At 54.7% G+C, this 13,497-nt stretch carries 17 protein-coding genes and 1 tRNA gene; 14 read left to right on the forward strand and 4 right to left on the reverse strand.

Annotated features, from left to right (window positions below; all coding sequences use genetic code 11):
* Window positions 1-60 precede the first annotated feature (60 nt).
* A complete protein-coding gene (locus tag K5Y30_RS14805; protein ID WP_008101313.1) occupies window positions 61-300 on the forward strand; it encodes a hypothetical protein in 240 nt (79 codons plus the stop codon).
* Between the two features lie 38 nt (window positions 301-338).
* Here K5Y30_RS14805 and K5Y30_RS14810 read toward each other — a convergent pair whose 3' ends face one another.
* A complete protein-coding gene (locus K5Y30_RS14810) occupies window positions 339-1,238 on the reverse strand; it encodes a DMT family transporter (protein ID WP_222184584.1) in 900 nt (299 codons plus the stop codon).
* A 180-nt stretch (window positions 1,239-1,418) separates the two neighbouring features.
* Between K5Y30_RS14810 and K5Y30_RS14815 the strand changes: the two genes are divergently transcribed.
* The 3 genes from K5Y30_RS14815 to K5Y30_RS14825 all read left to right on the forward strand — a co-directional run bounded on the left by K5Y30_RS14815 (window position 1,419) and on the right by K5Y30_RS14825 (window position 2,962).
* Window positions 1,419-2,288: an AraC family transcriptional regulator gene (locus K5Y30_RS14815; protein WP_222211944.1), complete on the forward strand. Its 870-nt coding sequence runs from the start codon at window positions 1,419-1,421 to the stop codon at window positions 2,286-2,288.
* Window positions 2,289-2,394: 106 nt separating this feature from the next.
* A complete protein-coding gene (locus K5Y30_RS14820; protein WP_245250832.1) occupies window positions 2,395-2,727 on the forward strand; it encodes a hypothetical protein in 333 nt (110 codons plus the stop codon).
* A gap of 25 nt (window positions 2,728-2,752) precedes the next feature.
* Window positions 2,753-2,962, forward strand: a complete 210-nt coding sequence (locus tag K5Y30_RS14825; protein ID WP_137386226.1) for a hypothetical protein — start codon at window positions 2,753-2,755, stop codon at window positions 2,960-2,962.
* Between the two features lie 20 nt (window positions 2,963-2,982).
* Here K5Y30_RS14825 and K5Y30_RS14830 read toward each other — a convergent pair.
* Window positions 2,983-3,057, reverse strand: a tRNA-Arg gene (locus K5Y30_RS14830).
* An 87-nt stretch (window positions 3,058-3,144) separates the two neighbouring features.
* Complete coding sequence (locus K5Y30_RS14835; protein WP_137386225.1) at window positions 3,145-4,059, reverse strand: formate/nitrite transporter family protein; 915 nt, start codon at window positions 4,057-4,059, stop codon at window positions 3,145-3,147.
* 243 nt (window positions 4,060-4,302) lie between these two features.
* Here K5Y30_RS14835 and ccmA point away from each other — a divergent pair, with 243 nt between their 5' ends.
* Genes ccmA through mlaA form a run of 10 tightly spaced genes read left to right on the forward strand, consistent with a single transcriptional unit; the run spans window position 4,303 to window position 12,061 of the window.
* Window positions 4,303-4,917 carry a cytochrome c biogenesis heme-transporting ATPase CcmA gene (gene ccmA, locus K5Y30_RS14840; RefSeq protein WP_192411448.1) on the forward strand — a complete coding sequence of 205 codons (615 nt, stop codon included), beginning with the start codon at window positions 4,303-4,305 and terminating at the stop codon, window positions 4,915-4,917.
* On the forward strand, window positions 4,917-5,576 hold the full coding sequence (ccmB, locus tag K5Y30_RS14845) for a heme exporter protein CcmB (protein ID WP_137386223.1): 660 nt from the start codon (window positions 4,917-4,919) through the stop codon (window positions 5,574-5,576). The genes ccmA and ccmB overlap by 1 nt, the downstream gene beginning before the upstream one ends.
* 57 nt (window positions 5,577-5,633) lie before the next feature.
* Complete coding sequence (locus K5Y30_RS14850) at window positions 5,634-6,374, forward strand: heme ABC transporter permease (RefSeq protein ID WP_222211946.1); 741 nt, start codon at window positions 5,634-5,636, stop codon at window positions 6,372-6,374.
* Window positions 6,371-6,604 carry a heme exporter protein CcmD gene (gene ccmD, locus K5Y30_RS14855; protein ID WP_101763612.1) on the forward strand — a complete coding sequence of 78 codons (234 nt, stop codon included), beginning with the start codon at window positions 6,371-6,373 and terminating at the stop codon, window positions 6,602-6,604. The genes K5Y30_RS14850 and ccmD overlap by 4 nt, the downstream gene beginning before the upstream one ends.
* Window positions 6,601-7,086, forward strand: a complete 486-nt coding sequence (gene ccmE / locus K5Y30_RS14860; protein ID WP_008101293.1) for a cytochrome c maturation protein CcmE — start codon at window positions 6,601-6,603, stop codon at window positions 7,084-7,086. The genes ccmD and ccmE overlap by 4 nt, the downstream gene beginning before the upstream one ends.
* The gene (locus tag K5Y30_RS14865) at window positions 7,083-9,041 is read left to right on the forward strand and encodes a heme lyase CcmF/NrfE family subunit (RefSeq protein ID WP_222211948.1); all 1,959 of its coding nucleotides are present in this window, start codon (window positions 7,083-7,085) and stop codon (window positions 9,039-9,041) included. The genes ccmE and K5Y30_RS14865 overlap by 4 nt, the downstream gene beginning before the upstream one ends.
* Window positions 9,038-9,595, forward strand: coding sequence for a DsbE family thiol:disulfide interchange protein (locus tag K5Y30_RS14870; RefSeq protein WP_222211950.1), 558 nt, complete (start codon window positions 9,038-9,040; stop codon window positions 9,593-9,595). The genes K5Y30_RS14865 and K5Y30_RS14870 overlap by 4 nt, the downstream gene beginning before the upstream one ends.
* Entirely contained in the window at window positions 9,592-10,047 is a 456-nt protein-coding gene (locus tag K5Y30_RS14875) for a cytochrome c-type biogenesis protein (RefSeq protein WP_222211952.1), read from the forward strand. The genes K5Y30_RS14870 and K5Y30_RS14875 overlap by 4 nt, the downstream gene beginning before the upstream one ends.
* On the forward strand, window positions 10,047-11,258 hold the full coding sequence (gene ccmI / locus K5Y30_RS14880; RefSeq protein WP_222211954.1) for a c-type cytochrome biogenesis protein CcmI: 1,212 nt from the start codon (window positions 10,047-10,049) through the stop codon (window positions 11,256-11,258). Before K5Y30_RS14875 ends, ccmI begins: the two co-directional genes overlap by 1 nt.
* Before the next feature lie 35 nt (window positions 11,259-11,293).
* Complete coding sequence (mlaA, locus tag K5Y30_RS14885; RefSeq protein WP_101763617.1) at window positions 11,294-12,061, forward strand: phospholipid-binding lipoprotein MlaA; 768 nt, start codon at window positions 11,294-11,296, stop codon at window positions 12,059-12,061.
* A gap of 47 nt (window positions 12,062-12,108) precedes the next feature.
* Here the strand turns inward: mlaA and fadL are convergent, their stop codons facing one another.
* On the reverse strand, window positions 12,109-13,392 hold the full coding sequence (gene fadL / locus K5Y30_RS14890) for a long-chain fatty acid transporter FadL (RefSeq protein WP_101763618.1): 1,284 nt from the start codon (window positions 13,390-13,392) through the stop codon (window positions 12,109-12,111).
* Window positions 13,393-13,497 lie beyond the last annotated feature (105 nt).

Genomic DNA, 13,497 nt, shown 5'->3' on the forward strand with positions numbered 1-13,497 from the left:
ATATCGCCTGCAAAGTTGTGGATGTTTGCCAGGCTTAGAATTCATTCAAAAGGAGGAAATATGAAAGACCGAACATATGAATCCGCGTCAAATGAGGATGAGGTTTGCTGCATTATCGGTCAGGCGGTGATCGAGTTAAGCGATGAGCATCAACCAGTGAATAAATCCACGTTGTCGCTGAAATTACTGGCAATGGCCGACCGCGACAAAGATGATGAACGCGTCCTGCTTTACTGGATTGCCAGAAAAGCCATAACTAAACCTCACCAGCTCAATATCGGCGTTCAGGGCTGGCGTTAGAGGAACAAAAGAGCGGGCGCAATGCCCGCTCTCGTTATTTAAGCGGTCCGTAATCGCCCCATCGTCGGCCAGCGCACAAACATCACCATATTCCCCGCCAGAATCATTACCAACCCGACAATCGCATTACTGTGCCAGTGATAACCTTCGTAAAGCGTGGAGAGCGTTAGCGCCACCAGCGGGAACAGCAAAGTACTGTAAGCGGCCTGACTGGCACCAATACGGCCCACCAGCGTGAAATAGGCACCAAATCCTACCACCGAACCAAATATCGCCAGGTAGCTCATCGCGCCTAGCCACTGCATATTCAGCGCTGGCGCCAGCGAATCGCCGTTGATGAATGCCAGTGCGGCCATCACCAAAGCGCCATACAGCATCGCGTAGCTATTGGTGGTCAACACATCACGCTGACGGCGTTGATGGCGCAGCGAAATCATATTGCCGAAAGAGAATCCCAGCGTGCCAAGCGCGCTGAGGCCCACGCCCCACAGCAACTGCGGAGCCGGATGCGCCGCCTGAATATCATTCCAGAACAGCGCGACAATACCGCCCAGGCCAAGCACCGCCGCTGGTAACAGGCGAAACGATGGGCGCTGACGGAAGAAGATCCAGCTGTTAAGCGCGTTATACAGCACGGCCATCGAGAAAATCACCGACTCCAGTCCGCTGCTGATCCACGCGGCAGCATGATAGAAGCAGACAAAATTGAAGCCAAACACGCAGCAGCCCTGCAGCAGACAAAACAGATGATCGCGCTTATCCAGCGTTCGTAGCCGATGCAGCAGTTTGAGGATCACCAGCATCACCAGCGACGCCAGTAAGAAACGCCAAAATACCGCCACCAAAACGGGCGTATCGCCCGCTTCCTGCTGCAGGAAAATGGCAATCCAGGTGGTTCCCCAAATCATCACCACGGCAAGGTATAACATCACATTCATAGCGCACTCTCCGACATAATCTGGCCCGCAGTGTGGCGTGAAAAGCAACCTGCGGCTTGCACGTTTTTGCGCGGCAATTGCAAAATCTTGCGCTTTTTACTTCTGTGTCCGGCTGTGGCCTGTTTTCTGTCTGCGGAGATCCGTACACTGGGCGCTCATGAACTTCGAGTGATATGAACCATGGCCGATTACCAGACCTTCAACATGCTGCAGCGCCACAAAGCGCAGCTGCGCGACAGTGTGCAGTTGTCGAGCGGCATTAAGCTGGCGGCCTGGTTTAACAGCTGCGATCGCGTCACTAATCTTAGCGATCATCATACGCTGAGCCTGTATACCGCCGACGGCTATGAAACCTGGTATAAAACTCAAAACGGCTGGCGCAACGGCGGCGGCCCGGATCGCTTTTGCCTGATGCCCAGCGGGGTAGAATCGGTGTGGGATATTCGCGCCGATTTGTCGTTTGTGCATCTCTATTGCACCGACGAACATCTGCGGCATTTGGGCGAGCAGATTTGGGATCGCAGTCCGTCGCAGCTTAATCTGCATGAAAAGATCTTCGCGGCGGACGATCGCATCACTCAACTATATCGCCACTTCTTGCTGAGCACCGACTGGCAACAGCCGGCGAACCAATTGATGCTCAGCAGCGCATCAACGTTGCTGATGACGCATCTGCTGCAACGCTACAGCGATGTGCAATGGCAAGCGCCGCAGGTGCGTGGCGGACTGGCGCCCGCCGTGTTGCGGCGAGTCATGGCGTATATTGATGCGCAGCTCGATCAGCCATTAACGCTGGCGCAACTGGCAGCTGAAGCGGCGCTGAGCGAATACCATTTTGCCCGCATGTTCCGCAGCAGCGTTGGCGAGGCCCCGCATCAATATGTGATGCGCCGCCGCATGGATGCGGCGCTGCAGTTGCTGAAATTCAGCCATTTACCGCTAACAGAAATCGCATTGCGCTGCGGTTTTCACTCCTCGAGTCACTTCAGTAACCGCTTCCGTCAGCTGCATGGCGTGACGCCATCGGCATGGCGCCACGATCAAGTCTGATTACGATCTCACTTTTAAAACGTTGTAATCGGCTGCAAGAACCCCTGTTTTTTTCTGAACACATCTCTCAGTTGAGCATTTTCAAACTCAGTGAGGCATTTTTTCCATGGATTTTGGAGTAGGATGCTTTGCAGGAAAATTAAGCTATCACATTGATTACAATGACAAGTTACAAGAGGCCGTAATTATGGAAAAGCGCGTGTCAAAGCTGGAAGCGGATATTGACGATATCAAAACCGATATGGCAGTAATGAAAACGGATATCGCGGTGATCAAATCGAATTACGTCACCAAAAGCGATCTTTATCAGGAGATCGGCAAAGTGCATCAGGATATTGGGAGAATTCATCAGGAGTTGAGCAAACAGACAAAATGGATAGTCGCGGGGATGCTGAGTACCGCAGGTATGACGCTGGCACTGGCTCGCTGGTTGTTTTGAGTGAATTGATGATCAAGGAGTGAACATGGAAAAGCGCGTTTCAAAGCTTGAAGCGGATATCGACGATATCAAAACCGATATGGCGCTGATGAAAACGGATATCGCGGTGATTAAATCGAACTACGCCACTAAAAGCGATCTTCATCAGGCGATAAATCAACAAACGAAATGGATTGTGGCGGGAATAATGAGCACCGCTGGACTGACACTTGCTCTGGCGAGATGGCTGTTTTAGGCGGGAGAACGATGAAAATCTGGTGTCCCCTGCAGGAATCGAACCTGCAACTAGCCCTTAGGAGGGGCTCGTTATATCCATTTAACTAAGGAGACGCCGGGCGCGCAGTATAGCGCACCGCGAACCTGATTTTAACTATGCAGCGGTTGTTTGCTCAATCTATCAGCAATTTAAGACCAGGCTTACGCCTGTTTTTGCTTCTCTTTCCGCTTCTGTTCCGCACGCGCTTTGGCTTTCGCCGCTTCACTCATATCGTTACGAATCTGCGCATGGCTGATCAACGCAAATATCAGCGTACCGCCCGTGATGTTGCCAAGCAGCGTAGGCAAGGCAAATGGCCAGAAGAATTCGTACCACGGCAGCGTGCCCGCAAACACCAGATATAGCACCTCAACCGAACCGACCACGATATGCGCTAAATCACCTAACGCCACCAGCCAGGTCATCATCACAATCACTACAATCTTTGCGCCACCCGCATACGGGAACATCCATACCATGGTGGCGATAATCCAGCCTGATATCACCGCATTAGCGAACATTTCGCTTGGTGAGTTCACCATCACTTTTTCACTGATGGCGGTAAAGGCCTGACGCGTCGCATCGTCGAATATTGGCATATGATTAAAGGCCAGCGCCCCCAATGCGGTGCCAATCAGATTGCCGAGCAGCACCACGCACCAGAGCCGTAACAGCAGCGCAAAGTTGCTGCCGGTCGGTTTGTGCATCACCGGCAAAACGGCGGTAACGGTATTCTCGGTAAACAGTTGCTGGCGCGCCATAATCACGATGACAAAGCCAAAGGTATAACCCAAATTTTCCAGTAAAAATGCGCCCGGCACGCCTTTAAGATGGACCTGAAAAATGCCTTTCGCCATCAGCGAAGCGCTCATTGACAGTCCCGCCGCAACCGCGGACCAGAGCAGCGCCATGCCGTCACGCTCGAGCTCTTTTTCCCCATCCTGGCGTATCTCTTCATGAATCGCCGCAGCCTGCGAGGGCAGGGCATCTTCATCGACTTCTATCTCCTTACCTTGCTCCTTCTCATCACTCTCTACATCGTTGTCACTGTTTGAAATCGATGGTGATTGTTTCATGTTTTCCTCAGGTGATAATGCCATTGCGTCATAAGCGTAGCTGGTTTTTGCAAGGTCGATTTGTTACGAAGATTCAAATTAAGAGTAACGAAATTTTAACTGAGTTGGATTTTTGAGCAATTTGTTGATCTGGGGCGCACGAATACCCCATTTGGGGTAAGTGGGAGCCAGCTCACAGACTTCGGCCCACAGATTCAATGTGGTATTATCCCCGCCTCATTCATTGCCGCGATTCTCCCTTCTATGCTTGAAGTCATTAATCTCTCATGCGTTCGTGATGAGCGAACCTTGTTTCATGGGTTGAGCTTCCGCGTGCAACCGGGTGACATTGTGCAAATTGAAGGGCCAAACGGAGCCGGGAAAACTTCGCTGTTGCGCCTGCTGGCCGGATTAAGCCGGGCGGAAGAGGGCGACGTAACGTGGCAGTCACAGCCCCTTCGTCAACAGCGCGAAGTATGGCAACAAAATCTGCTCTATCTTGGCCATCATCCCGGCGTGAAATCGGTACTCTCACCGCTAGAGAACCTGCATTTCTGGCACGGTAGCAGCAAAGAAGACGCGATTTTTGCCGCGCTTGAGCAGGTCGATCTGCTGGGCTTTGAAGAGGTGCCGGTGGCACAACTCTCCGCCGGACAGCAGCGGCGCGTGGCATTAGCACGCTTATGGCTTAGCCCAGCGTCGATATGGATCCTCGATGAACCCTTAACCGCCATCGATAAAGGCGGTGTGGAAAAATTAATGGCGCGATTCGTCAGCCATGCCGATAACGGCGGAGCGGTGATTCTGACCACGCATCAGGATCTGCCCGATCACAGCGCGCGCGTGCGTAAAATTCGTCTTACTTCGGAGTGGGCTTGATGTTAGGCCGGGTCATTCAGCGTGAATTAAAAATCGCCTTTCGTAGCGGCGGGGAAGTGATCAATCCGCTGTGGTTTTTCCTGATTGTTATCACGCTGTTTCCGTTAGGTATCGGACCGGAGCCACAGCAGCTGGCGCGCATTGCGCCGGGCGTGGCGTGGGTTGCCGCGTTACTGGCCTCATTGCTGGCGCTGGAACGGCTGTTTCGTGACGATTTTCTTGATGGTTCGCTTGAGCAACTACTTCTGTTGCCGACGCCGCTGCCGATCACGGTGCTGGGCAAAGTGATTGCTCACTGGCTGATTACCGGGCTACCGCTGATTTTATTGTCGCCGCTGGCGGCATTGTTGCTGTCGCTGGATTTTGCCAGCTGGCGCGCGATGGCATTGACGTTATTACTTGGCACGCCAACGCTGAGTTTTCTCGGCGCGATTGGTACCGGATTAACCGTTGGGTTGCGGCGCGGCGGCGTATTACTGAGTTTACTGGTATTGCCGTTGTCGATACCGGTTTTGATATTTGCCAGCGCGGCGATTGATGCCGCCGGAATGGGATTGCCGATCGGGGGTTATCTGGCGATTCTTGGCGCGATGCTGGCGGTAAGCGCAACGCTGTCGCCGTTCGCGACGGCAGCGGCCTTGCGTATCAGTCTGCATTAATTCGTGCCGCCCCAGAGCGGTCGAAACCTGAATTCTCTTTATTGTGAGCTATGCAAAATGTGGAAATGGTTACACCAGTGGGCAAAGCCTGAGCGGCTTTACCAGCTATGCGGTCGCTTGATTCCGTGGTTCGCTGTGCTGGGTTTTGGCACGCTGTTACTCGGCTGGGTCTGGGGCTTCGGCTTTGCACCGGCGGATTATCAGCAGGGCAACAGCTTCCGGATTATGTACATTCACGTGCCTGCAGCGATGTGGTCGATGGGCGTGTACGCGTCAATGGCAATCGCGGCGTTTATCGGCCTGGTGTGGCAGATGAAGATGGCCGATCTGGTCTCGGCGGCGATGGCGCCGATTGGCGCGGTGTTCACCTTTATCGCGCTGATTACCGGCTCCGCCTGGGGTAAACCGATGTGGGGAACCTGGTGGATCTGGGATGCACGCCTGACATCTGAGCTGGTGCTGCTGTTCCTCTATATGGGCGTTATCGCGCTGTATCACTCCTTTGAAGACCGCCGCACCGCCGGGCGCGCCGCCGGCATTTTGATTCTGGTTGGCGTAGTTAATCTGCCGATCATTCACTTCTCGGTGCAATGGTGGAACACGCTGCATCAGGGCTCATCAGGCATTCTGCAGCAGGCCATCGATCCAAGCATGCGCACACCGCTGCGCTGGTCCATTCTCGGTTACCTGCTGGTGTTTGGTGCGCTGACCTTAATGCGCCTGCGCAATTTGATTCTATTCACCGAGCGTCATCGTCCGTGGGCGATTGATGTGGCGCAGGGAGGAAGCAAATCATGACGCCAGCCTTTGCATCGTGGAGCGATTTCTTCGCCATGGGCGGCTATGCCTTTTACGTCTGGCTCGCCGTTATCCTCACGTTGATCCCGTTATTCGGTCTGGTGCTGCACACCGTGCTGTTCCGCCGCCGTTTGCTGGCGGAAATTCGCCAGCGTCAGTCCAGGGAGCGCCGCATTCGCGCGGCTAAATCGAAAAAAGCTGCCAGTGGAGCAGCGGGAGAATCCGTGTGAATATCCGTCGTCGTAATCGCCTCTATGTGGCGATCGCGGTGTTGATCGGGCTTGGCTTGGCGACTGCGCTGGTGATGTACGCGCTGCGTTCCAACATCGACCTGTTTTATACCCCGAGTGAAATTATCAACGGCAAAGGTGAAGATCATCAGAAGCCTGAGCCAGGCCAGCGCTTGCGCATTGGCGGCATGGTGATGCCGGGCAGCGTAAAGCGCGATCCGAAAACGCTCGCCGTCTCTTTCAAACTGTATGACGCCAACGGCGTGGTCAGTGTGACCTATGAAGGCATTCTGCCGGACCTGTTCCGTGAAGGGCAGGGCGTGGTAGCGCAAGGCGTGCTGGAAGAGGGCAATCTGGTGAACGCCAAAGAAGTGCTGGCGAAACACGATGAAAAATATACGCCTCCCGAAATTGAAGATGCCATGAAGAAGAATCACACAGGACCTGCGGCAGCTTATCAGCAGTCGGGTGCGCAATCATGATGCCGGAAATTGGTAGCTTTCTGCTGTGTCTGGCGCTGGCTTTAGCGCTCCTGTTGAGCGTCTATCCGTTGTGGGGCGCTGCGCGGCAGGATGCGCGTTTGATGGCCATGGCGCGCCCGTTGACCTGGGGCACGTTTATCTGTGTCGCCGCCTCTTTTGTGGTGTTGGTGCACGCCTTTGTGGTGAATGACTTTACCGTTGGCTATGTCGCCACCAACTCCAACACCTTGCTGCCGGTCTATTATCGCATCGCGGCAACCTGGGGTGCGCACGAAGGTTCACTGCTGTTGTGGGTGCTGTTGCTCAGCACCTGGACGCTGGCGGTGGCGATTTTCAGCCGTGGAATGCCGCAGGATGCGCTGGCGCGCGTGCTGGCGGTGATGGGCATGATTAACCTCGGCTTCCTGCTGTTTATTATTCTCACCTCGAATCCGTTTACCCGCACTTTGCCAAACTTCCCGATTGATGGACGCGACCTCAACCCGATGCTGCAGGATATCGGGCTGATCTTCCATCCGCCGCTGCTGTACATGGGTTATGTCGGCTTCTCGGTGGCCTTTGCGTTTGCCATTGCCTCGCTGATGGCCGGACGTCTGGATACCGCATGGGCGCGCTGGTCACGTCCGTGGACCACCGCCGCGTGGGTCTTCCTGACTATCGGTATCGTCCTCGGTTCGGCGTGGGCTTATTACGAACTCGGCTGGGGCGGCTGGTGGTTCTGGGATCCGGTCGAAAACGCCTCCTTTATGCCGTGGCTGGCTGGTACCGCGCTGATGCACTCGCTGGCGGTGACGGAAAAGCGCGGCAGCTTCAAGTCGTGGACGGTGTTACTGGCGATCACCGCGTTCTCGTTAAGCCTGCTTGGCACTTTCCTCGTGCGCTCCGGCGTGCTGGTTTCCGTGCACTCGTTCGCCTCCGATCCGGCGCGCGGCATGTTTATCCTCGCCTTCCTGGTGATTGTGATTGGCAGCTCGCTGCTGCTGTACGCGCTGAAAGGCGGTCAGGTGCGCAGCCGCGTACAGAGCGAAGCCTGGTCACGCGAATCCTTCCTGCTGGGTAATAACGTGTTGCTGATCGCCGCGATGCTGGTGGTGTTACTCGGTACGCTGCTGCCGCTGGTGCATAAACAGCTCGGTCTCGGCAGCATCTCGGTGGGCGAACCGTTTTTCAACACCATGTTTACCTGGCTGATGGCACCGCTCGCGCTGATGCTCGGTATCGGTCCGCTGGTGCGCTGGCGTCGTGACCAACCACAGAAACTGTGGAAACGCCTTGGCGTGGGCCTGTTGGTGACGCTGATTCTGTCGATCGCCCTGCCGTGGCTGCTGCAGGATCGCATTGAGGCGATGACGGTTATCGGCCTGCTGATGTCGATCTGGGTGATTATGTTGACGTTGATGGAACTGCACGAGCGCGCCACCCATCGCCACTCTTTCTTCAAAGGTTTACGACATCTATCGCGCAGCCATTGGGGCATGGTGCTGGGGCATTTAGGCGTGGCGGTGACCGTGGTTGGTATCGCCTTTAGCACCCAGTACAGCGTTGAGCGTGATGTGCGCATGAAGGCGGGCGACACCGTAGATATTCACAATTATCACTTTACCTTCCACGGCGTGCGCAACCTGCAAGGGCCGAACTACAGCGGCGGCGTGGCGGTGATTGAAGTGACGCGCAACGGCAAGCTGGAAGCGGTGATGCAGGCGGAAAAACGCTTCTATGCAGCCGCGCGCACCATGATGACCGAAGCGGCGATCAGCGGCGGTTTCACCCGCGATCTGTATGCGGCGCTGGGCGAAGAGCTGGATGACGGTTCGTGGGCGGTGCGGATTTACTACAAACCGTTTGTGCGCTGGATCTGGTACGGCGGCGTGTTTATGGCGGTGGGCGGCTTGTTCTGCCTGTTCGATCCGCGCTATCGCTCACGTAAAAAAGAGCAGCGCGAGGAGCTGGCATGAACAAAAAAATCCTGTTTATCCCGTTAGTTCTGTTTCTGCTGCTGGCCGCGGCGCTGCTGTGGCAGCTGTCGCGAAATGCCAACGGCGATGATCCAACGCGTCTCGAATCAGCGTTGATCGGCAAACCGGTACCCGTATTCAAACTGGAAGCGCTGGATCAGCCGGGCAAAATCTATGATCAGCAGGTGCTGACCAACGGCAAACCGATTCTGCTCAACGTCTGGGCGACCTGGTGCCCAACCTGCCGCGCGGAGCATCAATACCTCAATACGCTAGCGGAAAAAGGCATTCGCGTGGTTGGCCTCAACTATAAAGACGATCGCACTAAAGCAGTGACCTGGCTGAACACGCTGGGCAATCCTTATGCGCTCAGCTTGTATGACGGCAACGGGATGCTCGGTCTCGATCTCGGCGTTTACGGCGCACCGGAAACCTTCCTGATCGACGGCAAAGGGATCATCCGTTATCGCCACGCAGGCGACATGAACGATCGCGTCTGGCTCGAAGAAGTGAAACCGCTGTGGGACAAATACAACAAGGAGGCGGGCGTATGAAACGGCTGCTTCTACTGTTAGTGGGCATTCTGCTCAGCACCAGCCTGTGGGCGGCGATTGATACTTATCAGTTCGATTCAATGCAGCAGGAAGAGCAATACCGCGAGCTCACCGCATCGCTGCGTTGCCCGAAATGCCAGAACAACAGCATTGCCGATTCCAATGCGATGATCGCGTCGGATATGCGTCTCAAAGTCTACGAGTTGATGAAGCAGGGCGAAAGCCGCCAGCAGGTTATTGATTACATGGTGGCGCGTTACGGTAATTTCGTGACGTATGAGCCGCCGGTAACGCCTTCCACGCTGATTTTGTGGGTGGGTCCAGCGTTGTTTGTGGTGTTGGGCGCGCTGATCATTATTCTGCGTAATCGTCGCGGCAAAGCGCGTAGCGAACTCGACGACAGTGAACAACAGCGCCTTGCGGCGTTACTCAAGCGTGACGGGAAGCCGTAATGACTGGATTCTGGATTACCCTGATTATTTTACTGCTGGCGGCTATTGCGCTGTTTCTGCGTGCCGGCTGGCGCCAGCGCGAGGCCAGCAGTGGCGATCGCGACCGTCTCAACACCGATTTCTATCAGCAACGCCTGCGCGAGCTGGAGCGCGATGAAGAAGAGGGCGTGGTGGCTGAGCGCCCGGAAATGGTGCGCGAACTGCAACAAACGCTGTTAACCGATGTGCCGCAGCAGGATGCCGCGACCATTCATCGCAGCAGTCGCTGGGTGTTGCTGCCGGGCGTGATTGTGCTGCTGGTGGTATCGGTTGGCGTGTATCTGAAAACCGGCGGACTCACGCAGCAAACCGCGTTTGTTAGCGTGCAACAAGAGTATCCTGCCTTACGCGCGCGCGTGATGGATCCCCAGGCTAAGCCGCTGACTATGGAAGAGCTGGCGCGTCTGCAGCTGGGTCTGCGCAGCTCGCTGCAAAATGACTCTTCAAACCTCAACGATTGGGCGATGCTGGGCCGCTTAGGGATGGTGCTGAATAACGCCACCGATGCCAGCCAGGCATTTGAACATGCGCTACAGCTGGCGCCAGACAACATCGAACTGCAGCAGGATTATGCCGAAGTGCTGACGCGCTCCAGCGATCCGCAGGATAACCGTCAGGCCAACGTGTTGCTGAAAGCGCTGCTTAAACGCGATCACAGCGATGTGCGCACGCTGAGTCTGCTGGCGTTTAACGCCTTTGAACAGCAGCAGTACAACGAGGCGATTGGGGCATGGCAGGTGATGTTGAAACTGTTACCGGCAGGCGATCGCCGCATCACCATGATCGAGCGCAGCATTGAACAAGCGAAAACCGACGCGGGACAGCAAAATAGCAGCCTGGCATTGACGGTGAGTTTGACGCCGCAGGCAGAAAAAATGTTACCGCAAGGCGGAGTGTTGTATATTTCTGTGTCTGACGGTGTTTCACCGGTGCCTGTGGCTGTAAAGCGTTTACCGCTGAGCCACTTCCCGTTATCGCTCACGCTCGATGACAGCAATGCCATGATGCCCGATCGCCTGCTTTCGGCACAGCATCAGGTGCAAGTCAGGGTGCGCATTTCGCGCGATGGCAGTGCCAATCCACAGTCTGGCGACTGGTTGGGTTTAAGCGCAGTTACACCCTGGGATGGTCATCAGCAACTGGCTGTGGAAATTAATCAACAGCAGCCCTGAAGCGATACCTTACTGATCCGCACAGGGAGAGAAGAATGAATAACCGCCTGACCGGTTTGGCGTTAGCCAGCTTACTGCTGGTGGGTTGTGCCAGCTCAAAACCGGCTGAAAATACGGAACCTGCGCAGCGCAGCGATCCGCTGGAAGGCTTTAACCGCACGATGTTTAACTTCAACTACAACGTGCTGGATCCGTATGTTCTGCGTCCGGTGGCAGTCGCCTGGCGCGATTATGTGCCGGTGCCGGCTCGTAGCGGCATCAGTAATGTGTTATCCAACGTTGAAGAGCCCGCCAGCATGGTCAACGCCATTCTGGTGGGTGAACCGCGCCAGGCAGGCATCCACTTCACCCGCTTCTTCCTGAACACCGTGTTAGGGCTGGGTGGCTTTATCGACGTGGCGGGCAAAGCCAATCCGGCACTGGCGCGTGAAGTGCCGCATCGCTTTGGTAGCACGCTGGGACGTTATGGCGTCGGTTACGGCCCGTATGTTGAATTGCCGGCCTACGGTAGCTTCACCATCCGTGAAGATGGCGGTGACTTCGTTGATACGCTCTATCCGGTCTTAAGCTGGTTGAGCTGGCCGATCTCGGTAGGTAAATGGACGCTGGAAGGGATTGAAACCCGTGCGCAGTTGCTGGATTCGGACGCCATTTTGCGTCAGCAGCAAGATCCGTACGCCTTTATTCGTAATGCCTACTTCCAGCGACATGACTTTATTGCCAACGGCGGTAAGCTGAAGCCGGAAGATAATCCGAACGCCAGTGCGATTCAGGACGATCTGAAAGATATTGATTCTGAATAAAACAAAAAGGCGACTCAATGAGTCGCCTTTTTTTATCAAGCTACGTATCAGAACTTGTAGTTAAAGTTCGCGCCGTACAGCCAGGCTTTACCTTCAGAGTTAAAGGTATACGGGCCTTCTTTCACGGTGACTTTCTGACCGTGCATGTAAGAAATACCCAGGTCGACAGAAGCATCTTCATTGAAGGCGTAAGACGCACCGGCACTCAGCCACAGACGATCCTGATCCGGGATTGAGATAGAACGCTTATCGGCCGGAACCGGGCTGTCATCAAAGGCGATGCCGGTACGGAAGGTCCAGTTATCATCGTAGAAGTAAGTGGTACCCAACGCGATACGGTAGGCATCGTGGAAACTTTCATCCTTATAGAACAGCGTCTGGCCATTGCTGCCGGTGGCTTTCAACTCCTGGAATTGACTCCAGCTGGTATAAGTCAGGCTATAGTGAACCGCCCATTGCGGTGCCACTTTATGCCAGCCGGACACTTCCCACATCTCTGGCAGATTCAAAGTCAGAGAACCTGGAATCGTGGTGCCGCTGGTGCCGTAAGGCAGGCCTAAAGCCAGTGCCTGCGGTGTACCGTTAAAGGCGGTGGGGATGTTGCTTTTGTAGTCGCCGTCAAAGTCGACTTTTACTTCTGAGCGGTAGGTAAAGCCAAAGCGGTTATTTTTATCCACTTCGTACAGGATGCCGGCGTTCCAGCCGTAACCCCATTCATCACCTTTTAAATGCGCAATCTGGGTATCGGCTGGCAATCCTGCCACGGCACCTGCTTCACCGGCATAGCGCTCAATTTTCGCTTTTGCGTAGACCGCATCAAAGCCGATACCGAAGCTGAAATTCTCATTCAGTCGGTAAGCGGTGCTGATATTAAAATTACCGGTCATCAGGTCGGTTTTGCCGCCATAACCACCTGCGGTATAGCCGTCATTAAATTCGGTTGCTAAACCATAGTTTGAGGTCGCAGATGCACCAATCCACCACTGATCGTTAATTGGGTGCACATAGTGAAGATTAGGGATCCACTGATTTGGGGCGATATTTTTGGCATCGAGGCTGCGACCAGTCGGGCTCTGACCGCTAATATCCACTTCGGGATCAATATAAACCGCGCCGATAGAGAAAGAAGGGCGATCCATTAACGCCATGGTTGCCGGGTTACGGCTGGCAGAGGCGGCGGTATCACCCATCGCACCTTCGCCGGAATATGCACGACCTAAACCAATTGCTGAGAATTCATTCAGTTGAAAGCCCGCGGCGTAAACATGAGAACAGACGAGCGTTACTGCAGCTGCCACAGCTGACTTTGCAAACAGGTTTTTATGGTTCATGACCACAACCTCATCTAGATTTATTATTTAACGTTGTTACGTCGCGTAACAAAGAGCGGCGAATTGTAGGGACTGATGGCAAAACCACATATCAGACCAGTGCGA

The sequence above is a fragment of the Pantoea sp. DY-5 genome, assembly GCF_019795955.1.
GTDB lineage: Bacteria > Pseudomonadota > Gammaproteobacteria > Enterobacterales > Enterobacteriaceae > Pantoea > Pantoea leporis.

Bases quoted from the DNA above. Each gene is read 5' to 3' on its own strand.
- K5Y30_RS14835 (WP_137386225.1), bottom strand. From the start codon at position 4,059: ATGAAACAATCACCATCGATTTCAAACAGTGACAACGATGTAGAGAGT.
- ccmI (WP_222211954.1), top strand. From the start codon at position 10,047: ATGACTGGATTCTGGATTACCCTGATTATTTTACTGCTGGCGGCTATT.
- K5Y30_RS14815 (WP_222211944.1), top strand. From the start codon at position 1,419: ATGGCCGATTACCAGACCTTCAACATGCTGCAGCGCCACAAAGCGCAG.
- K5Y30_RS14865 (WP_222211948.1), top strand. From the start codon at position 7,083: ATGATGCCGGAAATTGGTAGCTTTCTGCTGTGTCTGGCGCTGGCTTTA.
- K5Y30_RS14825 (WP_137386226.1), top strand. From the start codon at position 2,753: ATGGAAAAGCGCGTTTCAAAGCTTGAAGCGGATATCGACGATATCAAA.
- K5Y30_RS14805 (WP_008101313.1), top strand. From the start codon at position 61: ATGAAAGACCGAACATATGAATCCGCGTCAAATGAGGATGAGGTTTGC.
- mlaA (WP_101763617.1), top strand. From the start codon at position 11,294: ATGAATAACCGCCTGACCGGTTTGGCGTTAGCCAGCTTACTGCTGGTG.
- ccmB (WP_137386223.1), top strand. From the start codon at position 4,917: ATGTTAGGCCGGGTCATTCAGCGTGAATTAAAAATCGCCTTTCGTAGC.
- K5Y30_RS14870 (WP_222211950.1), top strand. From the start codon at position 9,038: ATGAACAAAAAAATCCTGTTTATCCCGTTAGTTCTGTTTCTGCTGCTG.
- ccmD (WP_101763612.1), top strand. From the start codon at position 6,371: ATGACGCCAGCCTTTGCATCGTGGAGCGATTTCTTCGCCATGGGCGGC.
- K5Y30_RS14820 (WP_245250832.1), top strand. From the start codon at position 2,395: ATGGATTTTGGAGTAGGATGCTTTGCAGGAAAATTAAGCTATCACATT.
- K5Y30_RS14810 (WP_222184584.1), bottom strand. From the start codon at position 1,238: ATGAATGTGATGTTATACCTTGCCGTGGTGATGATTTGGGGAACCACC.
- ccmA (WP_192411448.1), top strand. From the start codon at position 4,303: ATGCTTGAAGTCATTAATCTCTCATGCGTTCGTGATGAGCGAACCTTG.
- K5Y30_RS14850 (WP_222211946.1), top strand. From the start codon at position 5,634: ATGTGGAAATGGTTACACCAGTGGGCAAAGCCTGAGCGGCTTTACCAG.
- K5Y30_RS14875 (WP_222211952.1), top strand. From the start codon at position 9,592: ATGAAACGGCTGCTTCTACTGTTAGTGGGCATTCTGCTCAGCACCAGC.
- fadL (WP_101763618.1), bottom strand. From the start codon at position 13,392: ATGAACCATAAAAACCTGTTTGCAAAGTCAGCTGTGGCAGCTGCAGTA.